The sequence below is a fragment of the Nonomuraea sp. NPDC049480 genome (genome assembly GCF_044465905.1).
GTDB lineage: Bacteria > Actinomycetota > Actinomycetes > Streptosporangiales > Streptosporangiaceae > Nonomuraea.
The window spans coordinates 330,147-351,064 of record NZ_JBITMD010000005.1 but is presented as its reverse complement, the minus strand read 5'-3'; the positions used below and the strand labels follow the sequence as shown (position 1 = coordinate 351,064).

Below are 20,918 nucleotides of genomic sequence, written 5' to 3'. Positions count from 1 at the left end.
AGGGTACGGCTGCCGCGTACCTGACCGTAACGGCCACCCGCGTATGGACGAGCGCTTGGTTGGGGGTATACGACTGTGCCTGGGCAGGTGTTCACCCAGGAGGCCGACCGTGACCGACCAGCTGCGTACCTCCACCCGTGACCTGGAAGAACTCCGCGAGCGGGTAGCCGCCTGGCTCCGCGGCAGGGTCGGCGCCGACGCCGCGGTGTCCGAACTGTCCAGGCCGACGGCCAACGGCATGTCGAGCGAGACCCTGTTCTTCACCGCCACCTGGAGTGAGGGGAGAACGCGCTGCGTAGCGAGGCTCGCACCGGCGGAAGAAGCCGTTCCAGTCTTTCCCTCGTACGATTTGCGAACCCAATTCGAAACCATGCGTTTAGCCAGGGAGAAAGCTGGAATTCCAGCGCCCAGGCCTCTCTGGTTCGAGCCGGATCCCGGCCCGCTCGGCACGCCGTTCTTCGTCATGGAGCGGGCCGACGGCGAGGTGCCGCCGGACGTGATGCCGTACACGTTCGGCGGATGGCTGTGCGACGCGGCGCCCGAGGACCAGCGCAGGCTGCAGGACGCCGGCGTGGGGATCCTGGCGGCGCTGCACGAGGGGCCGTTCACGAAGGAAGAGCTGTCCGCGATCGGGACGCGGGGCCTGCGGGCGCACGTCGAGGCGCAGTACGCGTACTACGAGTGGGCGCACGGCCGGCGGCGCATCCCGCTGCTGGAGCGGGCCTTCGACCACCTGGAGTCGCACTGGCCCGAGGAGCCCGGGCCGGACGTGCTGTGCTGGGGCGACGCGCGGATCGGGAACATGATGTTCCAGGACTTCACGCCGGTCGCGGTGCTCGACTGGGAGATGGCCGCGGTGGGGCCGCGCGAGCTGGACCTGTCCTGGATGATCTTCCTGCACCGGTTCTTCCAGGACCTCACGGTCGCCATGGACCTCAAGGGCATGCCCGGCTTCATGCGCCGCGACGACGTCTGCCGGAAATATCAGGAGCTGACTGGCTACCAGCCTCGCGACATGGACTTCTACGAGCTGTACGCCGCCCTGCGCCACGGGATCATCATGGCCCGCGTCTGGCGGCGCCGGATCCACTTCGGCGAGCAGGCGGAGCCGGACGACCCCGACGACCTGGTGCTGCACCGGGCCACGATCGAGGAGTTGCTCAGCCGCTGGCGTCGTAGACCAGCAGCGCCACCTGCACCCGGTTGTTGAGGTCCAGTTTGGTCAGGATCCGCGACACGTGCGCCTTGACCGTGGGCACGCTCATGTACAGCTCCCGCCCGATCTCGGCGTTGGACCTGCCCTGCCCGACGGCCAGCGCCACCTCGCGCTCCCGCTCGCTGAGCCGGGCCAGCAGTTTCCTGGCCCGCTCCGTACGGTCCCCCGCCCCGCCGTCCGACACGTGTGTGATCAGCTGCCGCGTCACCGCCGGCGACAGGATCGGCTCGCCCGCGGCCACCTTCCTGATCGCCTCCACCAGGTCGGCCGGCGCGATGTCCTTCAGCAGGAACCCGGCCGCCCCCGCCCGCAGCGCCCGCAGCACCTGCGCGTCGGCGTGGAACGTGGTCAGCACCACCACCTCGGGCGGCGGCGCCCCGCGCGTCGATCGCGCCCGCAACGCCTCGGTGGCGGTGAGCCCGTCGACGCCCGGCATGCGGATGTCCATCAGCACCACGTCCGGCCGGTGCTCGGCCACCAGGGGCGGCACCTCGGACCCGTCGCCGGCCTCGGCCACGATCTCCATGTCGCCCGCGCCGCCCAGGATCATCGACAGCCCGGCCCGCACCATGGCGTCGTCGTCCACGATCAGCACCCTGATCGGCCCGCTGACCGATTCCCTCACACGTCCTCCCGAGTGATCTCCACCGGCCACGGCAACCAGGCGCGTACCACGAACTCCCCCTCCGGCGTCGGCCCGTGCTCCAGCCTGCCCCCGGCCAGCTCCGCCCGCTCCGTCAGCCCGATGAGCCCGGCCTTCGCCCCGGGGATGCGCAGGGGGTGGCGGGACCACAGCGGGTTGCGTACCTCTGCCGACAGCCCCTTGCCACGCGTCCCCCTCACGGTGACGATCGCCGGGGCGCCGCCCGCGTGCTTGCGGGCGTTGGTGAGCGCCTCCTGGACGATGCGGTAGAGGTTGCGGCCCAGCGCCTCGGGCGCCTCCTCCACCCCGAGGTCGAGGCGTACGTCCATGCCCGCCTGCCGGCACTCCTCGACCAGCGTGGGCAGGTCGGCGAGCGTGGGCTGCGGCCGGTCGGGAACGGTGTCGTCCTCGCCCGGCCGCGCATGCCGGAGCACGCCGATCACCTGACGCAGGTCCTGTAACGCGAGGTGGGCGTTGGTCCTGATGGCGCCGGCCGCCCGGGCGATCTCGTCGGAGGGCGCGTCGGGCCGGAACTCCAGAGCGCCCGCGTGCAGGCTGAGCATCGAGATGCGGTGCGCGAGCACGTCGTGCATCTCCCTGGCGATCCGCTCGCGTTCGAGCCGTTTGGCCTCCTCGGCGGCGCTGTCGGCGCGCTGCCTGAGCGACCAGATGAGCTGCCGCCGGGCCCTGATCACGATGCCCCATGCGTACACGGTCAGCACGAGGGCCGCGCCGATCACGCCCCACGCCACCGGGCCGATGTCCTCCTGTGGCCTGAGGGCGACGTACGGCACCAGGGTGATGAGGGCCAGCAGCGTGATCGGCCCGGAGACCTTGAACGGCCGGTGCACCGCCACGGTGAACAACGCCACGATGGACGCGCCGCCGACGAGCTCCAGATAGGACGACAGCACGGTGGTCACCAGCGCGAGCGCGACCGGCCAACGGCGCCGCAGCCAGACCGCGACGCACGCCAGGGCCCCCGTCACCTGCTCGATCACGATGAGCGGCTCCGGCTGCTTCTCGATCTCCTCCAGCCCCACGAGCGTGATGCCGCAGGCGATCAGGAACATCGTGACGTCGACGATCCAGTCACGCAGCGAGCGCCGCACCCGGCGGCCCTGCCGGCCGTCGCCGAGCAGCACGGACGGCAGCGCCCACCGGTATTCGGGGACGAGACCGTCCTCCCCTCGCACTGCCGTCACGTACACCGAGGTTAGGCCCTCCACCGGCGCGGCGACACCGACCAAAGTCGATGCCTGCCGAGACCTCCGGCCGACGCGGGCGCCGCCGGCCGGAAGGGACGCTTTCCCCATGGGACCGGTATTGAAGGTGTTCGGCTGGCTGCTGCTCCTGCAGGGCGTCGGCGGCCTGGTGAACACCCTGCTCGGATGGTGGCGGTGGGCCGAGGACCTGATCGTGGTCAACCACGTGGCATTCCTCGACGGGTACGAGGTGTTCGCCTCCATCGTGACAGGCGTGCTCGGCTTCGTGCTGCTGGCCGTGGCCGAGACGATGAAGAAGACGGAGGACGACGAGTGAGCGCGACGTTGCGGCCCCCGCGCAATCAGGCCGATCCGCGGGCGATCCCGTGGTGGACGGTGCAATGGCTGATCCTCATGGTGCCGGTGGCGGCCGGTGCCGTGGTGTCGTACTGGCTGTTCACGGATCGGGGCGTCTGGCTGGGGGGCGCGGTCGCGGTGTTCGCCCTGGGATGCCTGGTGATCGCGGTGGTGGCGCCGCGGGCCTACTACCGGGTGGAGCGGTGGGAGGTCACCGACGACGCCGTCTACACGCGCAAGGGGTGGCTGACGCACACCTGGAAGGTGGCACCGATGTCGCGGATCCAGCGGATCGACACCGCGCGGGGGCCGGTGCAGCGGCTGTTCGGGCTGGCCGACATCACCGTCACCACCGCCTCGTCGGCGGGCGCCGTCAAGATCGAGGCGCTGGATCACGAGCTGGCCACCGCCCTCGCCGAACGCCTCACCGCCCGCACCCAGGCGACCCCGGGGGATGCGACATGAACGGCTTCCCGGCGTACGACGCCGGCGGACGCGACGCCGGCGCGGGGGCGGGCTGGCAAGCGCTGGCCCGTCGCAGCCTGTGGGCCTCGGCGGCCAAGTCGCTGGCGCTCGTGGTGCCCGCGGTGATCGGCCTGGTCAGGTTCCTCACCGGCCGGGACTGGCCGGTCGGCGGTGTTGCGGCGGCGTGCGCGGGGGCGGCGCTGCTGATCATCGCCGGGGTGGAGGCGTACGACGTGGCCAGGCTCCGCGCGACGCGCTGGCGCCTGACCGCCGACCGGCTCGAACTGCGCTCCGGCATCGCCGTACGCCAGCGCCGCTCCATCCCGCGCGACCGGGTCCGGAGCGTGGACCTGCGGGCCGATCCGGTGCTGCGGGTGTTCGGCCTGACCGTCGTCAAGGTGGGCACGGGCGAGCACGCGGCCGAGGCCACCGAGCTCACCCTGGACCCGCTGACCAGGCACGACGCCGAAGCGCTCCGCCGTACGCTGCTGCTCGGGGACGCGACCGCCGCGCCACCGGAGGACGAGGGCGACGCGCCGCTGGCCGAGCTGCGGTGGTCGTGGATCAGGTACGCGCCGCTGTCGGTGTGGATGTTCACGGGCACGGCGGTCGCGCTGGGCGTCGCGTACAAGGCGCTCACCTTGATCGGCATCCAGGTGTTCACCACGGAGGTGGCCGAAGACCTGTGGAGCTGGGTCACGGCGCGGCCGCTGGTGACCGTCCCGCTGCTGCTCGTGGCGAACGCCGCCGTGGGGGTGCTGGGCGCCGTGCTGCTGTTCGCGGAGTCGTGGGGGCGTTACCGGCTGGAACGCGAGCCCGGCCGGCTCCGGCTGCGCCGGGGGCTGCTGACGACCCGGTCGCTGACGCTGGAGGAGCGCCGGCTGCGTGGGGTCGAGATCAGCGAGCCGCTGCTGCTCAGGCTGGGCGGCGGGGCTCGGGTCAAGGCCATCGCGACCGGCCTCGGCAAGGCCGCCGAGAACGAGACGGAGGACGTCGCCGTCCTCTCCCCGCCGCTGCCCCTTCCGCTGGCCCGCCGCCTCGCCGCCCAGATCGCGAACCCGGCCGCCCGCACGGACGCCGCGGGATCCGCCGAAGGCCACGTCAGGACGGACGTGGAAGCGGTTGCGGGCATGGGCGGGGCCGGGCTGGTGGCGCATCCGGCGGCGGCCAGACGGCGGCGGATCGTGCGGGCGCTGGTCACCGTCGTGGTGCTGACCGGCGTCGCGGCGGTGGCGTACGGGCTGGTGCCGTGGGTGTGGGCGCGGCCGTGGGTCTGGGCGGTGCCGGGCGTGGCGCTGCCGTTGGGGCTGTGGCTGGCGGTGGAGAGCGCCGGGAACCTCGGGCACGCGCTCGGCGGGCGGCATCTGATCACGAGACGGGGCGCCGTGGTGCGGCACACGGTGGCGCTCGACCGCGCCGGCATCTCGGGCTGGACGATCAGCGAGTCGTTCTTCCAGCGGCGCAACGGCCTGGTGACGGTCTCGGCCACCACCGCCGCCGGCAACGGCCACTACGACGTGGTGGACGTGGGCCGCGGCAACGGCCTGGAACTGGCCGCGCGCGCCGTGCCGGACCTGCTCGAACCCTTCCTGGACCGGCAGCCGCGGCCCAGGTGACGGAAAAGAAATGAGCCGCGTGATCCCCCTCGGCTTGCCCATGCCCCTGTACTGGACAAACCTGATCGCGCGGCTCAAGTGCTTGCAGTAATAACGGTATTTGTCCCACTTGCAACCCGGTTGCAGCCTCATTGACCGTTGACGTAGATCGCGGGACAGGGGGATGATCCGCGAGTGGCGCCGCCAGGACCGGCGCTCTCCTGCCACGCGCTCAGCTGCCGGGCAGGCGGGCGCACGATCATCCAAGACCTCACCCTCGAGCTGGCCCGAGCCGAGCGCGTGGCACTCATGGGCCCTTCGGGCTCCGGCAAGACGACGCTGCTCACGACGCTCGCCGGACTGCTCCCGCCCGCCTCGGGACGGGTCCTGGTCGGCGGCGTGCCCTTGGACGAGCAGCCCGGGCTGCGGGCCGGGCTGGCGCTGGTCTTCCAGTCGTACGGGCTGCTGAGCGTGCTCACCGCGGCCGAGAACGTCGAGGTCGCGCTGCGGGCGGCGGGCCTGCCCCCGCGCGAGGCCGTGCGCCTGGCGGCGGAGGCGCTGGTGCGGCTGCGGGTGTCGAAGTTCGCCGATCACCTGGTCGAGGAGCTGTCGGGCGGGCAGCAGCAGCGGGTGGCGGTGGCCAGAGCGCTGGCGTTGCGGCCCCGGGTGCTGCTGGCCGACGAGCCGACGGCCGAGCAGGACGCCACGCACCGCGCCCTCGTGCTGGACGAGTTGCTGGCGGTGACCGGCGAAGGCACCACGCTGGTGATCGCCACGCACGATCCCGAGGTGGCCGGGCGCTGCGACCGCGTGATCGAGTTGCGTGCCCTGGCCCATCGCCGGCAGCCGAGGAGCGTTCCGTGAGCCATGTCCCGGGGTGCGGCCCATGAGCGTCGTCAGGTGCGACGGGATCGTGCAGATCTACAAAGCCCAGGACGTCGAGGTCGTCGCGTTGCGCGACGTGGACCTGGTGATCGACGCGGGTGAGACGGTCGCCCTGCTCGGCCCGTCGGGCGCGGGCAAGTCGACGCTGCTGTGGCTGCTGGCCGGGCTGCTGCGCCCCAGCGCGGGCCGCCTGTGGCTGGACGGCACCGACCTGGCCCGGCTCAACCAGCGCAGGCTGGACCGATTACGGGCCGCGCACATCGGCATGGTGCTGCAGAACCCGGCGCGCAACCTCATCGGCTACCTGTCCGCCGCCCAGAACATCGCCTTCGCCCAGCGCGCGGTCAAGCGGGACCGGCGCCGCGCCCGCGACCTGCTCAGCCGGATGGGGCTGGAGGAGGCGGGCGACCGCCCGGCCGGGCGGATGTCGGGCGGCGAGCAGCAGCGCCTGGCCCTGGCCGTGGCGCTGGCCAACGCGCCCAAGCTGCTGCTGGCCGACGAGCCGACCAGCCAGCTCGACGAGGAGTCGGGCGCGCGGGTGGTCGGCCTCATCAAGCGGGCCGCTGAGGCCGAGGGCACCACGGCGGTCGTGGTCACGCACGACGCGGCCGTGAGCGAGGCGCTGAGCCGCACGGTGACGATCAGGGACGGCCGGGTGGGCGCGGAGGGCAGGCGCGGCGAGGACTTCGTCGTCGTCGGCAGGGAGGGCGCCGTGCAGGTGCCGCCCGAGTACCACCGCCTGCTGCCGCCCGGCTCCATGGCGAGGATCGAGGAGCTCGAGGACGGCATCGCGCTCAGGAGGGCCGAACCGTGATCCTGCGCGGCCTCTGGGAACGCCGCACTCTCTCGCTGGTCGTCCTGCTCATCGCGGTGGTGCCGATCGCCTCGGCGGCCGTGGGGCCCATCTATTCGGCGGCCGCCCGCACGACGATCGCGAGGGACGCGGTGGAGGCGGCGCCGCTGGAGGGGCGCGGCTGGCGCTACACCACGACCGAGGGCGGCATCGAGGCCAAGGTGGCCCGGTTCACCGCGGGCGCCGACTTCGTCAGCCGGCCGATCCTCGGGATGGAGATCACCAGCGGCGGGCAGGACGACCGGCGCGCGTACTCGCTGGTGTGGCAGGACGGGCAGTGCGAGCACCTGACGCTGGCCGCGGGCCGCTGCCCGAGCGCCGCCAAGGAGGTGATGGCCAGCCAGGCCACGGGGTTCGAGGTGGGCCAGACGATCGCGCTGACCTCGATCGTCAGCGGCGAGTTCGGCGTGTCCAGGCGGGAGCCCGAGCCGCTGGAGGTGGTCGGCGTCTACCGGCCGGGCCCTCCCGGTGACCCGTTCTGGTTCGGCAGGACGCTGTTCTCCCCCACGGGCGAGCCGAGCAGGGACAAGGCGGACGCCCTGTTCACCGTGCCGGAGACCCGGCTGGAGACGTACGTCGTCACGGGCGACGCCGGCTACGTGAGCCCGCGCGAGGCGGAGTCGGGCTGGACCGACTACGCCATCGTCTACATCGTCCCGGACCGGCTCGACGGGACCGACGTGGAGAAGCTGGCCGCGATGCAGGCCGCCGCCGAGGCCGCGGGCCGGGACACCAAGGCCATCGTGTTCTCGCGGGTGGCCGACATGCTCAAGGTCATGACCGCGAGCACCGGCTCGCTGGGCGTTCCGACGCTGCTGGTGATCGCGCAGCTCGTGGCGCTCGGCTGGATGCTGCTCTTCCAGACCGTGGGCGACCTGGTCAGGGCGCGCGGCGCGGAGATCGCGCTGGCCCGGCTGCGCGGTCACGGGCGGGCGCGGGTGTGGCTGTTCGCGCTGGCCGAGCCGCTGCTGCTGCTCGGCGCCGCCGTACCGCTCGGCCTGATGCTGGGACACGCGGCGGCGGGCGCGATGATCGGCGCGCTGCTGCCCGCGGGCATCCCGGTGTACTTCCCGCCGGAGGCGGCGCTGGCCGGGGTCGCGGCCATGTTGGGCGGCGTGCCGGCCGCCGCGGCGGCCGGCTGGCGTACGGCGACGCGGCCGGTCACCGAGGAGTGGCGGCGCACCCCGCGCAGGACGGCCCGCGGCTGGGTGCTCGACGCCGTGGTCCTGGCGGTCACCGCGCTGGGCCTGGTCGAGCTGCTGGCCACCGGCGTGATCACCGACGTGTCGGGGCAGAGCTCGGGGGCGATGGCGGTGCCCGGGCTGATAGCGCTGGGCGTGGCGCTGCTGGCCAGCCGGGCGCTGCCGGTGCTGACCAGGCGGTTGTTCGGGGTCACCAGGCGGCGCGGCGGGCTCGGGCCGTTCCTGGCGCTGCGGCAGGTGGCCAGGGGGCCGGTCACCGCGGGCAGCGTGATCGTGCTGGGATCGGCGTTCGGGCTGGCCACGTTCGCGGTGTCGGCGTGGACCGCCACGTCGGGCGACTACGCGGAGACGGCCAGGTTCCACAACGGCGCGACCACCGCGATCACCGTCCGGCCGGTCGAGCCCGGCAAGCTGATCGCCGCCGTGAACGCCGCCGACCCCGGCGGCAGGACGGCCGCGCCCGTGATCAAGGTTCCCGGCCCGCCGCAGCTGCTCGCCTCGGATCCGGCGCGGCTGGCCGCCGTGGGCGCGGCGTGGCGGCCCGGCCTGGCGGGCGGCAGGTCCCTGGCCGAGGCCGCTGCCATGCTGCGAGGGCCCACGGCGCCGCGGGTGTGGGCGCGCGGTGACAGGTTCCGCGCCGAGATCACGCACGACAAGGTGCCCAAGGGGTGGAGGGTCAAGCTGTCCGCCACGTTCCGCGTGCCCGGTCAGCTGCGGCCCGCGCAGCTCCCGCTCGGCGACCTGACCGGGCGCTCCGGCGTGCATGAGTGGAACCTGCCGCCGTCGTGCGAGCGGACCGCCTGCGAGCTGCGGGCCGTCCGCGGGGACATGGAGACCCCTGCGGCGTTCGAGGACCCCCCGGACGTGCGGGTGACCGTCACCGGCCTCGCCGTACGCGAGCAGGGCCGCTGGCGCTCCCTGGACCTGCCGCCGTGGCGCGTGGACGACGGCGAGGAGGAGCGCGAGGGCACATTCTGGATCACCATGGTCGAGAACGAGACGCTGCGTCCGGCCACCTACGACCCCGAGCCGGCGGCCGTGACCGTCGGGCCGGTCGGCAGGAGGGCGGTGCCGGGACTCGACAACGCCTTCGCCGGCCCCGTCCGGACGGCCGTCACGTCCGCCGCCGCTCCGGGGCTGACCGACGCCGGCGTCCTGGTGGATCTGGAGCACGCCGACAGGCACGCGTACGGGGTGCACGAGAAGGCCGAGTTCCAGGTGTGGACGAATCTGACCGGCACGGCCGCGCTGGAGCGGGCGCTGGAGCGGCAGGGGCTGTCGGTGGTGTCGCGGCGGCACGTGGCCGACCTGGCCGCGTCCTTCGCGGGACAAGGGCCGGGACTGGCGCTGTTGCTGCTGCTGGTGTCCGCGCTGGCGGCGGCCGCCCTGGCGCTCGGGCGCACCGTGCTCGCGCTCTACACGGCGGCCAGGAGACGCGCGTACGAGCTGGCCGCCCTGGAGGCGTCGGGCGCCAAGGTGGCGGCGCTGCGGGTCGCGCTCCTGCTGGAGCAGGTGATCACGGTGACCGCGGGCACGCTGGCCGGGCTGCTCGCGGGGCTGGCCGCGGCCGGGGTGGCGCTCGGCAGGATCCCGCAGTTCACCGAGGCGCCGGTCACGCCGCCGCTGCCGCACGAGGTGGCGGCGGCGCCCGTCGCGCTCGTCGTGGGCGCCGCCCTGCTGGTCAGCCTGCTGGCCGCCGTGGTCGTGTCGGAGCTGCTGCTGCGCGGGATCCGCGTGGAGCGGCTGCGCGACGCGCCCGCCTAGCTGCCCGCGGGCTGCTTGGCCAGCTCCGCCATGTACGCCCTGGCCAGGGAGAGCGCGCCGGCCATCGCTTCCTTCTGGGACATGAGCTGGACCTTGGGCGAGTTGGTCGGCTCGTCCTTCGGCCGCTGCTGGCCTGAGTAGTCGACCCGGACGACCACCGCGCCCTTACGCATCAGCACCGCGCCGGCGGAGTTCGACACCTCGCCGCGACCCCTGATCTGCAGGAACTGCTGGTACGCCTGGTCGCCCAATCCCTTGACGTCGGCCACCTCGCCCCAGGTGATGCCGCCGATCGAGGACTCGGCCACGTTCTTGTCGCCGCCGCGCTCGCTCGCGAAGTAGCTCTTCGCCGCGGTCTCGTCGGCCGCGCCCGCCCGGTTGCTGAACCGGTGCACGGTCATCAGCGCGCTGCGGATCTTCGTGGTCCCCTCGCTGTCACCGGGCAGTTCGCGGTTGAGCCAGCGGCACTCGGTCTGGTTGTCGTCGCCGGCCGCGGTGCCGCGCGCCCGCTTGGCGGGCTCGGGCACGAGCCGCGTGGCCACCTCGGTGATGGCCTCGCAGTCGGCGGGGAAGGTGGCCAGGATGCTCGGGGAGGGCGTCGGCTGGACGCTCGGCGAGACCGTGGCCTGCCGCGACGGCTCCGCCTGGGCCAGCACGTCGGGGTTCTTCGCCTGCCAGGCGGCCGCGCCCTTGGCGAAGTGCGCGATCAGGCCGCTCACCTCGCGGATCGCGTTTTCCTCGGTGATCGCCTGCGTGGTCTCGTTGGACAGCGTCTGCGCGTCCTTGCGCTGCTGGCCGGCCTGGAACCTGACCTCGATCGTCATGTCGTTGACGCGCGCGTAGGCCCGGCCGAAGGCGTACCAGAGCAGCTTCCCGTCGCGGGACCAGGTGTATTGGGCGTAGGCGCCGTCGCCCACGCCCGGGATGTCCTTGACCGGGGAGACGTACCTCTTCTCGTCGGGATCCAGGGACGGCGTGGCGGTCGCGCCGTACTTGCCGCCGCGGTAGCCGACCTCGTACGAGCCCTGGGCTATCGACCTGCCGGTTTTGGCTCCCTCGCCCTTCCACTGATCGATCCTGACGTCGATCTCCCGGTCGCGCCAGAATTCGCCGAACGAGATGCGCCGGTTCTGCCAGTTGCACGAGAACGAGACCGTGGCGTCGCCGTCCCTGGACGACCTGGCGACGGTCGCGTCGGGAACGAGCCGGTCGGCCTCCTCCTTGGGCAGCATGGCGCAGACGTCGGGGCCCTTGGCGCCGCCGGCCGCGGGCTGGGACGACGCCGGCTTGCCGGTCTGGGCCGGGGGCCGCGCGGCGGAGACCTTGCCGTATACGAGGTAGGCGCCCACACCGGCGGCGGCGATCACCACGACCAGCGCGGCCGCCAGCGCGGGCAGCAGCCAGGCGGGCCGTCGCGGCGGCTGAGGCGGCGGCATCTGCGGCACGGTGGGCATGGTCGGGGGCATGGACGGCCGCACGGGCGGAGGCATGGGCGGAGGCATGGGCGGAGGCACGGGCGGAGGCATCGGCGGAGGCATCGGCGGAGGCATCGGCGGCCGCATGGACGGTGGCATGGGCGGTGGCTCGGACTGCCTTCCTGGCGCCTGCTGGTAAGGGTTCGCCGGAGGCTCGTAATCGCTACCGGGATTCACGGGGGACTCCTGGGGTTGCCCTGACTTGCGGGGAAACATGCTAGTCACACCCCTTGCAAGGTGCTTGCAGCTCATTCACTTCTGCAGGGCCGCGGACACCAGGCGGGCGGCGTCGATGGCCGTGTCATTGTCCGCCGGCTTCTCCTGCACCTGTTCCCGGTGCCAGACCACTTCGCCCAGCAGGTTACTCGTCCGGAGGAGCACGACGCCGGCGGATCGGCCGTCCTCCTTGGAGTTGATGTAGCGGGTGAAGGTGTTCTGGATGATCGCCGACTCCCCCACCTTCGGCACGTCGGCGACCGGGCCGCGGCTGTCACGCCCCTCGATGCCCTCCCCCGTGGCCCTGGTGGCCTTCTCGCTGGCGAAGCGGCGCTGCGCCACCGCAGGGCCGCCGAGGTCGCCGTCGGGCTTCTCCGCCCAGACGCGGACGATCAGACGGCGGCCCGGCGGCTCGTCGATGACCCATTGGCACTCGCCCGGCCGGGTCCGCTTCCGCTGCGGAGTGCCCTTCATGAACCGGGCGGCCTGGTCGTCGCTGAGGAGCGTGCACGGGTCGGGCGCCGTGGCGAACCTGCCGGTCTCCGGCTCGCCACGGAGCGCGGCCGTGGCGTACCAGCCGCCCGCGCCCACCATGACGACGGCGGCGAGCGCCGCGGGCACGAGCCACCACCGGCGGCGCCGCCCCGGCGCGGAACCGGGGGAGGCGGCCAGGGCGCTCAGCGCCTGGCGGATCTGCGGCGCGGTGGGCCGGGCCGCGGGGTCCTTGGCGAGCATGGCCATGAGCAGGCCGCCGAGGTGGCGCCCCGCCCGCGCCGGGAACGGCGGCTCGTGCAGCAGCACCGCCGCCGCCACCGCGGCGGGCAGCGCCCGCTCGAACGGCGCCCGCCCCTCCACCGCGGTGTACAGGCTCGCGCCGAGCGACCACAGGTCGGACGCCGGGGTGGACGGCTGCTCGTTGAGCCGCTCGGGAGCCATGTAGCCGGGCGAGCCGGCGCTGCCGAACCTGTCGCCCTGCCCGCTCATCGGGGCCGCGATGCCGAAGTCGGTGAGCATGGCCGAGCCGTCGTAGTCGAGCAGGATGTTGGCCGGCTTGACGTCCTGGTGCAGCATGCCGTGCGCGTGCGCGACCTCCAGCGCCGACAGCACCGCCAGCCCCACGCGGGCCGCGAACTCGGGCGGCAGCGGCCCCCGCTCCTTGATCAGCTTGTCGAGCGAGTGGCCGGTGACCAGGTCCATGATGATCCACGGCTGGTGGCCCTCGAGCAGCACGTCGTGCACCAGCACGATGGCCGGGTCGCGCAGCCGGCCGGCGGACCTGGCCTCGTGGATGGCCCGGTCGGTGAACTGCGCGCGCTCGTACGGGCTGAGCCCTTCGGGCACGCGCACCTGCTTGACGGCGACCTGCCGGTCGAGCATCTCGTCGATGGCGCGCCACACGGTGCCCGCGCCTCCCTGCCCGAGGCGCTCGATCAGCCGGTAGCGGCCGGCCAGCAGGTAGAGGTCATCCGGCATTGCGCAACGCCTGTTCGGTCGCCTGCGCGGCTCTCAGCGCCGACTGCTTGATGTCCTCGTCGGACGGCCGCTCGGCGAGAGTCGTGTATTGGACGAGCACCACGAGGTTGGCCAGCCGGTAGAAGACGTGCGCGGAGTGCATCCGCCCCGTGGGCCCCTTCAGCTCGAAGCCGAACGCCTCCTCCCCCAGGCCGTCGATCCGGTGCAGCGGCGTGCGAAGGGCCTTCTGATCGGCCTTCACACCGATCTCCGGCCACGACCACTCAAGGTCGGCGTACTTGCCCCACGTGCGCTTCTGGTTCTCGAACAGCCTGTGGGCCGAGACCGGGGTCATCGACCACGGGTCCACCGTGTCGGAGTCCTTCTGCACCTGCAGGCCCACGCCCGTGCCGGAGATCGGCCAGCCGCACTCGGGGCCCTCCTCGTCGGAGCTGGGCAGCCCCTTGGGCGGGCTCGAGGTGCGCAGCAGCCTGCCCGCCTCCTCGGCGCTGAGCAGCGTGCACACGTCCATCGGCGCGGTGAACGCCGTGGGCGTCCCGCCGTCCATGCTCCTCACGACGAAGAAGCCGGCCGTGGCCACCGCGACCGCGAGCGCCGCGGCCACGGAGATCCACAGCACCGCCCGGCCGCGTTTCCTGACCGTGCCGGGCGCGGTCACGTCGTGACTGGCGGGCAGCTGCGGCGCGGGGCCGCCGGCGGCGACCTGCCGGAGCGCGGGCACGACCACGCGCGGGTCGGGGCGGGCCGCCGGATGCTGGGCCATCATGGCGGCGATCACCGGCCCGAGCGGGCCCGGCGCGACGGGCGCGGGAGACAGGAGCGTGGCGCGTACGCGCTGGGCCGCCGACCCCTCGTACGCGGGCACTCCCGTCACGGCGACGTAGAGCGTGGCCCCGAGCGACCACAGGTCGCTGGCCGGGCCGCCGGGCTCGCCGTCCAGCCGCTCCGGCGCGATGAACCCGGGCGAGCCGATCATCAGCCCCTGCTCGGTGAGCGTGGCCTGGCCCTCCTGCCGGGCGATGCCGAAGTCGGTGAGCACCACCCGGCCGCTGTCGGTCAGGAACACGTTGCCCGGCTTGACGTCGCGGTGCTGTAACCCCTGCGCGTGCGCGACGGACAGCGCCTCCAGCACGTCCGCGCCTATCCGCGCGGCATGGTGAGGCGGCATGGGCCCGAACTCGCGCACCGTCTCGGCGAGCGTGCGGCCCCGCAGCAGCTCCATCACCAGCCACGGGCGCTCGTGCTCGACGACCACGTCGTGCAGCGCCACGATGCCCGGGTGGCGCAGCCGCGCGGTGGCCTGCGCCTCGCGCACGGCCCGCTTCACCGAGTCCGCCTGCTCCTTGGGCGGCATGCCCTCGGGCAGCGTGAGCTCCTTGACCGCGACATCGCGATCAAGCATCTCGTCCCTTGCCAGCCACACCTTCCCCATGCCACCCGCGCCCAGCGGGTGCGACAGGGAGTAGCGGCCGGCGAGTCTTCCCGCCGACATAAGGGAAGGGTAACTAAGGATCAAGAGGGATGGTTATTCGATCCTGTCGGTCGGTCTCTCTATGGTCTTGGTTCGTGGACGCGGTACAAGGCACTCTCGACGAACTCGGCACTCCGCTCAGCGAGGTCACGTTCGTCGTGTTCGACCTGGAGACGACCGGCGGCGCCCCCTCGGATGACGCCATCACCGAGATCGGCGCGGTGAAGGTGCGGGCGGGCGAGGTGCTGGGCGAGTTCTCCACGCTGGTCGACCCCGGCGGGCCGATACCTCCGTTCATCTCCGTGCTGACCGGGATCACCGATGCCATGGTCGTGGCGGCGCCGCGGATCGAGGCGGTGCTGCCGAGCTTCCTGGAGTTCATCCGTGGGGCCACGCTGGTGGCGCACAACGCCGGGTTCGACACCCGCTTCATCAAGGCCGCCTGCGCCGCGCACGGCTATCCCCCGCCCGCCAACCCCGTCGTCGACACGGTCGACCTGGCCCGGCGCGTGCTGACCCGCGACGAGACGCCCAACGCCAAGCTGGCGACGCTGGCCAGGTTCTTCCGCAGCCCGGTCGAGCCGTGCCACCGGGCCCTGCAGGACGCCAGGGCCACCGTGGACGTGCTGCACGGGCTGATCGAGCGGGCCGGCTCGTTCCAGGTCCACACGCTCGAAGAGCTCAAGTCGTTCGTCCGCGCCCCCACGCCCGAGCAGCAGCGCAAGCGCCACCTGGCCGAGTCCGTGCCGCACGCGCCCGGCGTCTACCTCTTCGAGGACGAGCGCGGCGAGGTCCTCTACATCGGCAAGAGCACCAACCTGCGCAACCGCGTGCGCTCCTACTTCACCGCCAGCGAGACCCGGCCGCGCATCCGCGAGATGATCGGCATCGCCGAGCGGGTTCGCCACATCGTCTGCACCACCGGCCTGGAGGCCGAGGTCAGGGAGTTGCGCCTGATCGGCGGCGCCAAGCCCCGCTACAACCGCCGCTCCCGCTTCCCGGAGAAGGTCGTCTGGCTCAAGCTCACCGCCGAGCCCTTCCCCCGCCTGTCGATCGTGCGCGACTTGAAGGACGACGAGGCCACCTATCTCGGCCCGTTCACCAGCGCCCGCCTGGCCGACGACGCCCGCATCGCGCTGCACGAGGCGGTCCCGCTGCGCCAGTGCATCCAGCCGATCAGCCTGCGGACCCGGCGCGCGGCCTGCGTGCTGCACGAGATGGGCCGCTGCGGCGCGCCGTGCGAGGGCAAGGAGAGCCCGGAGGAATACGCGATCCACGCCGAGAACGCCCGCCGCGCCATGACGCTCGACGCCACGCCCGTCTTCACCGCGGTGTCGGCCCGCATGGAGCGCCTGTCGGTGGAGCAGCGCTACGAGGAGGCGTCCGTCGACCGCGACCGGCTGGCGGCGTTCGTCCGCACGGCGGCCCGCATGCAGCGGCTGACCGCCATCACCCGCATCCCGCAGCTGGTCGCCGCCAGCCCGGCGTTCGGCGGCGGCTGGGACATCCACGTGGTCCGCTACGGCCGGCTCGCCGCGGCCGGCGTCATGCCGAAGGGCACCCACCCGACCTCTTTCGTGGCCTCGCTGACGGCCACGGCGGAGGTCGTCATCCCCGGCCCCGGCCCGGTCCACGCCGCCAGCGCCGAGGAGACCGAGTGCATCCTGCGCTGGCTGGAGTCGCCGGGCGTGCGGCTGGTGGAGGTCGACGGGGAGTGGAGCCTGCCCGCCTGGGGCGCCGCCCGCCACAAGGCCCGCATCGATCTCGCCTACCGCCATCTCGATCAGGGTCGCGGCCGGGAGGGACGGCCGTGGCAGTGACCCGATACAGTTGCTCCATGGTCACGGCTATCGTCCACATCAATGCCGAGGTTGACCGGATCACGGAGGTCGCCGAGACGATCGCCGAGATCGACGGGGTCAGCGAGGTCTACTCCATCACCGGCGAATACGACTTGCTGGCCATGGTCCGGGTGCCGGTCTACGAGCGCATAGCGGAGATCGTCCCGGGGCGGATCAACAAGGTCGACGGCGTGCTGCACACGGAGACGCACATCGCGTTCCGGGCCTACTCCAAGCACGACCTGGACGCGGCCTTCTCCATCGGCTTCCCCGAGGCCGACTGACCTTCACCGGGGGCGGGCGGCCGCCGGTGTGCCGCCGTGATCACCAAGCCTCCCGGGTGGCCTTTCCCGACCGTGGTGTCCGCCGCGGCCGCGGTGATCCTTCGTCCGGCCGGCGTCCCCCTCTGGTGTGCCATCGCCGGGCTGGTCGTCGTGCTGGTCGCCGCATCTCGTGAGCAACTGGCACGGCCGGCACGGCTGGGACCAGTCGTGATCGGTTCGCCACGGAGCCGGTCCAGGATGCGCTCCGTCACGGCGAGCGGCCCGTGAGCCTTCACGACCGGCCATGACGGACGGCCACGGTCTACGGCGTGTGCGGGCAACCCCGGCGAAGCCGTAAGAGATGGCCGGGCAGCAAGCGGACCCGGACGGAAAGATCCGTCCGGGTCCCTTTTACTCACTCTCAGTGGGTGAGGGTGCGATCGTCGTCACCACTGGCGATGGCGGCGTGCTCGTCCTCATGCCCATGCCCGTGCCCGTCGTCCAGCGGGATCTTCTCCCCGCCGTACGCCTTCGACATGCGGGCGCGCAGCTTCCCGAGCGGCCCGCGCATGCCCTTCGGCGGGATGCCCGCGGTGTCCTCGGCCACCGGCAGCATCAGCACCGGCTCCTTGCCCCGCATGTGGGCCTCGATGTCCTCCGCCGGCACCGTGTGGACCTCGATGAACTCACCGTGCGGCAGCCGCTTGATCACGCCGGACTCCACGCCGTGCGAGATGACCGCCGAGTCGGAGCGCTGCAGGCCGAGGCAGATGCGGTAGGTGATCACATACGCCAGCGCCGGCGCCAGGAAGATCAGCACCCGACCGGCGTAGGTCGTCACGTTGAGGCTGATGTGGAAGTTCGCCGAGATCTCGTCGTTGGCGCCGAGCAGCCACAGAACGCCGTAGAACGTGATGGCCGACATGCCGATCGAGGTGCGGTGCGGGTTGTTGCGGGGGCGGTCCGCGACGTGGTGCTCGCGGTTGTCGCCCGTCACCCAGCGTTCCAGGAACGGATAGAGCGCCAAGCCCGTCATGATGATGCCCATCGGCACCAGCGCCGGGATGATCACGCTCAGCGGCAGGGTGCCGGCGTGGGCCGTGCCGAAGAGGTTGATCTCCCACGGCACCATGATGCGCAGCGCGCCTTCGAGGAAGCCCATGTACCAGTCGGGCTGCGAGCCCGCCGAGATGTCGGCCGGCGTGTAGGGGCCGAACAGCCAGATCGGGTTGATCTGGGTGAACGTCGCCAGGCCCGCGACCACGCCGAGCGTGAACAGGAAGTACGCGCCCGCCTTGGCCATGAAGGCCGGGTAGAACGGCGCGCCCACCACGTTGTGGTTGTCGCGTCCCTTGCCCGGCATCTGGGTGTGCTTCTGCACCCACATGAGAACCATGTGCGCCGTGATCAGCGCCAGCAGGATGCCCGGGATGAGCAGGATGTGCAGCGAGTAGAACCGGGAGATGACGTCCTCGCCCGGGTACTCCCCGCCGAACAGGAAGAACGTGATGTACGTGCCGACCAGCGGCAGCGAGATCGCCACGCCCTCGGTGATCCGCAGACCGGCGCCGGACAGCAGGTCGTCGGGGAGCGAGTAGCCGGTCAGGCCCTCGGCCAGCGCCAGCGTCAGCAGCAGCACGCCGATGATCCAGTTGAGCTCGCGCGGCTTGCGGTAGGCGCCCGTGAAGAACACCCGCAACATGTGGACCGTCATGCCGGCCACGAACAGCAGGGCCGCCCAGTGGTGCATCTGCCGCATGAGCAGACCACCCCGGACGTCGAAGCTGAGCTCCAGCGACGACGCGTAGGCCTCCGACATCATGACGCCCTTGAGCGGCGCGTACGAGCCGTCGTAGGCGATCTCCATCATGCTGGGCTTGAACCAGAACGTCAGGAACGTGCCGGTCAGCAGCAGGATGATGAACGAGTAGAGCGCGATCTCGCCCAGCAGGAACGACCAATGGTCCGGGAAGATCTTGCGCAGGTTGCGCTTGAGGGCGTTGGCCCCGCCGAGCCGGTCGTCGAGGAAGGTCGACGGGCCGGAGATCGCCTTGGGAACCGTCTTGAGTTCGGCGCTCATGCCTGGCCTCCCTGCCTGGCCTCGGCCTCGGCGTCACCGCGTTCCCAGTAGCTGGGGCCGACCGGCACGTCGAAGTCTCCCTGGGCGATGAGGTAGCCCTGCTCGTCGACGGAGATCGGCAGCTGCGGCAGCGGCCGCGCGGCCGGGCCGAAGATGACCTTGGCGCCGTCCGCGGCGTCGAACGTCGACTGGTGGCAGGGGCAGAGGATGTGGTGGGTGTTCTGCTCGTAGAGGGCCGCCGGGCAGCCCACGTGAGTGCAGATCTTGGAGTACGCGACGATGCCGTCGTGCGTCCAGTTCTGCCTGACCCCGGACTTGATCTCCTCGGGGCGGAACTTGATGAGGATGAGCGTGGCCTTGGCCAGGGCGTTCAGGTCGTGCTCATAGCCCTCGGGGACCACCGAGAGGATGCCGCCGGGCGAGTTGAAGTCGGCGGCGCGGATCGGCTGCCCGGTGCCCTCGACGATGAGCCTGAGCGGCTTGCCCTCCTTGTTCTTCTCACCCCAGACCGTGTGGCGCAGCACCTCGTTGAACCTGGTGGCCCGCATCGGGCTGTTGTCCAGGTCGCGCAGCAGCACCAGCGGCACCAGGCCCAGCGGCGCGGCCGCCAGCAGCAGGCTGCGGCGCAGCAGCTTGCGCTTGACGAAGCCGCTCTCGTTGGCGCCCCGGACGAAGGTGTCGGCCACGACCTCGCGGTCGGCCTCCGCGGAGGCCATCTCGTGGCGCTCCTGGATCAGGGAGTACTTCGGCATGATCTGGCGGACCCAGATCACGATGCCGACCGCCAGCCCCAGGATCGCGATCGTCAGCGAGCTGCCCAGCGCGAGGTTGGACAGCCCGGTCGTCTCCGGGCTGCCCACCGGGAAGACCACGTAGGAGACGAGGAACGCGATGGCCGCGAGGAAGGTGATCGTGAAGCAGAGCGCCACGACCTTCTCGGCCTTGCGGGCCTTCGCCTCGTCCTGCAGCGTCACGCCGGGGATTTCCGCGTCGGCCTCCGACGCTTCCACGGCGCCGAGCATCGAGGTGCCCGGCGCGGGGGTGCCGATGACGCGCTTGGGAACGCGCTCGTCCGGCTGCTCGATCTCGTGCTCGTTGTCTGTCATGGCTTCTGTCGCTTCTTCGCGGTGATCCAGATGGCGGCGAGGACGAGGGCGGTGATGCCCACGATCCACGCTACGAGACCTTCGGTGACGGGTCCAATCCGCCCGAGGCCGAAGCCTCCCGGGTCCTTCTGCGCACGCACCTGGGTGATGTAGGCGATCATGTCGCGCTTCTCTTCGGGCGTGATCGTCGTGTCGTTGAAGACCGGCATGGCCTGCGGGCCGGTGACCATCGCCTCGTAGATCTGCGTCGGGGACGCCTCGTTGAGGTTGGGGGCGTACTTGCCCTGGGTCAGGGCGCCGCCGGCGCCGACCCAGTTGTGGCACTGGATGCAGTTGGCGCGGAAGAGCTCGCCGCCCTTGCCCGCGTCGCCGAGCTTCGCGTCGACCTGCTCGGCGCCCGGGACCTGCGGGCCGCCGCCGAGCGACTGCACGTAGGCCGCGATCTGGCGGGTCGTCGTCTCGTTGACCCACCGTGCCGGGGGCTTGCGCGGGGCCTGGGCCCCGGGGTTGGCCGCCGGCATGCGGCCGGTGCTCATCTGGAAGTCGACGGCCGCGGCGCCGACGCCGACGAGCGTGGGCGCCGTGGTGGTGCCCTGCGCGTTCGTGCCGTGGCAGCTGGAGCAGTGCAGGACGAACAGGCTCTTGCCCTCGGCCACGTCGTCGACCTTGCCCGCCGCCAGTGCCGCGTCGGCAGGCTTACCCGCCTGGACAAAGGCGGCGTATACCATCCCGACCAGCGACAACGCCAAAATCAGGACGGCGTATCTCGCGAGGGGATGCCGCCGCCAAGCGGTGATCCTAGTCACAG

General features: G+C 72.1%; 17 protein-coding genes. 9 read left to right on the top strand and 8 right to left on the bottom strand.

Annotated features, from left to right (window positions below):
* Positions 1-109: 109 nt before the first annotated feature.
* Complete coding sequence (locus tag ACIBX3_RS17695; protein WP_397118057.1) at positions 110-1,210, top strand: phosphotransferase family protein; 1,101 nt, start codon at positions 110-112, stop codon at positions 1,208-1,210.
* Here the strand turns inward: ACIBX3_RS17695 and ACIBX3_RS17690 are convergent.
* On the bottom strand, positions 1,161-1,841 hold the full coding sequence (locus tag ACIBX3_RS17690) for a response regulator (RefSeq protein ID WP_397118055.1): 681 nt from the start codon (positions 1,839-1,841) through the stop codon (positions 1,161-1,163). The two genes, ACIBX3_RS17695 and ACIBX3_RS17690, sit on opposite strands and share 50 nt — an antisense overlap.
* Complete coding sequence (locus ACIBX3_RS17685) at positions 1,838-3,064, bottom strand: sensor histidine kinase (RefSeq protein WP_397118053.1); 1,227 nt, start codon at positions 3,062-3,064, stop codon at positions 1,838-1,840. The genes ACIBX3_RS17690 and ACIBX3_RS17685 overlap by 4 nt, the downstream gene beginning before the upstream one ends.
* Before the next feature lie 109 nt (positions 3,065-3,173).
* Between ACIBX3_RS17685 and ACIBX3_RS17680 the strand changes: the two genes are divergently transcribed.
* From ACIBX3_RS17680 to ACIBX3_RS17655, 6 genes are all read left to right on the top strand, one after another.
* Positions 3,174-3,401 carry a hypothetical protein gene (locus tag ACIBX3_RS17680; protein ID WP_397118051.1) on the top strand — a complete coding sequence of 76 codons (228 nt, stop codon included), beginning with the start codon at positions 3,174-3,176 and terminating at the stop codon, positions 3,399-3,401.
* Positions 3,398-3,886 (top strand): PH domain-containing protein, encoded by a 489-nt coding sequence (locus ACIBX3_RS17675; protein ID WP_397118049.1) that lies wholly within the window; start codon positions 3,398-3,400, stop codon positions 3,884-3,886. Before ACIBX3_RS17680 ends, ACIBX3_RS17675 begins: the two co-directional genes overlap by 4 nt.
* Entirely contained in the window at positions 3,883-5,502 is a 1,620-nt protein-coding gene (locus ACIBX3_RS17670) for a PH domain-containing protein (RefSeq protein WP_397118047.1), read from the top strand. Before ACIBX3_RS17675 ends, ACIBX3_RS17670 begins: the two co-directional genes overlap by 4 nt.
* 174 nt (positions 5,503-5,676) lie before the next feature.
* Complete coding sequence (locus ACIBX3_RS17665) at positions 5,677-6,345, top strand: ABC transporter ATP-binding protein (protein ID WP_397118045.1); 669 nt, start codon at positions 5,677-5,679, stop codon at positions 6,343-6,345.
* Positions 6,346-6,367: 22 nt separating this feature from the next.
* Complete coding sequence (locus ACIBX3_RS17660; protein ID WP_397118043.1) at positions 6,368-7,180, top strand: ABC transporter ATP-binding protein; 813 nt, start codon at positions 6,368-6,370, stop codon at positions 7,178-7,180.
* Positions 7,177-10,185, top strand: a complete 3,009-nt coding sequence (locus ACIBX3_RS17655) for an FtsX-like permease family protein (protein ID WP_397118041.1) — start codon at positions 7,177-7,179, stop codon at positions 10,183-10,185. Before ACIBX3_RS17660 ends, ACIBX3_RS17655 begins: the two co-directional genes overlap by 4 nt.
* Here ACIBX3_RS17655 and ACIBX3_RS17650 read toward each other — a convergent pair.
* The 3 genes from ACIBX3_RS17650 to ACIBX3_RS17640 form a co-directional block, all read right to left on the bottom strand.
* Positions 10,182-11,639, bottom strand: a complete 1,458-nt coding sequence (locus ACIBX3_RS17650; RefSeq protein WP_397118039.1) for a hypothetical protein — start codon at positions 11,637-11,639, stop codon at positions 10,182-10,184. The two genes, ACIBX3_RS17655 and ACIBX3_RS17650, sit on opposite strands and share 4 nt — an antisense overlap.
* Before the next feature lie 273 nt (positions 11,640-11,912).
* The gene (locus ACIBX3_RS17645; RefSeq protein WP_397118037.1) at positions 11,913-13,349 is read right to left on the bottom strand and encodes a serine/threonine-protein kinase; all 1,437 of its coding nucleotides are present in this window, start codon (positions 13,347-13,349) and stop codon (positions 11,913-11,915) included.
* On the bottom strand, positions 13,339-14,841 hold the full coding sequence (locus tag ACIBX3_RS17640; protein WP_397118035.1) for a serine/threonine-protein kinase: 1,503 nt from the start codon (positions 14,839-14,841) through the stop codon (positions 13,339-13,341). Before ACIBX3_RS17640 ends, ACIBX3_RS17645 begins: the two co-directional genes overlap by 11 nt.
* Positions 14,842-14,915: 74 nt before the next feature.
* Between ACIBX3_RS17640 and ACIBX3_RS17635 the strand changes: the two genes are divergently transcribed.
* Both ACIBX3_RS17635 and ACIBX3_RS17630 read left to right on the top strand, forming a co-directional pair.
* Positions 14,916-16,640: a DEDD exonuclease domain-containing protein gene (locus tag ACIBX3_RS17635; protein ID WP_397118033.1), complete on the top strand. Its 1,725-nt coding sequence runs from the start codon at positions 14,916-14,918 to the stop codon at positions 16,638-16,640.
* Positions 16,641-16,657: 17 nt separating this feature from the next.
* Entirely contained in the window at positions 16,658-16,945 is a 288-nt protein-coding gene (locus ACIBX3_RS17630) for an Lrp/AsnC family transcriptional regulator (RefSeq protein ID WP_397118031.1), read from the top strand.
* A gap of 400 nt (positions 16,946-17,345) precedes the next feature.
* On the opposite strand, the gene ACIBX3_RS17625 is transcribed toward ACIBX3_RS17630, so the two are convergent.
* Genes ACIBX3_RS17625 through ACIBX3_RS17615 form a run of 3 tightly spaced genes read right to left on the bottom strand, consistent with a single transcriptional unit; the run spans position 17,346 to position 20,916 of the window.
* Positions 17,346-19,004, bottom strand: coding sequence for a cytochrome bc complex cytochrome b subunit (locus ACIBX3_RS17625; RefSeq protein ID WP_397118029.1), 1,659 nt, complete (start codon positions 19,002-19,004; stop codon positions 17,346-17,348).
* Positions 19,001-20,110, bottom strand: coding sequence for a Rieske 2Fe-2S domain-containing protein (locus ACIBX3_RS17620; protein WP_397118027.1), 1,110 nt, complete (start codon positions 20,108-20,110; stop codon positions 19,001-19,003). Before ACIBX3_RS17620 ends, ACIBX3_RS17625 begins: the two co-directional genes overlap by 4 nt.
* Positions 20,107-20,916, bottom strand: coding sequence for a c-type cytochrome (locus ACIBX3_RS17615; RefSeq protein WP_397118025.1), 810 nt, complete (start codon positions 20,914-20,916; stop codon positions 20,107-20,109). Before ACIBX3_RS17615 ends, ACIBX3_RS17620 begins: the two co-directional genes overlap by 4 nt.
* Positions 20,917-20,918: the final 2 nt, after the last annotated feature.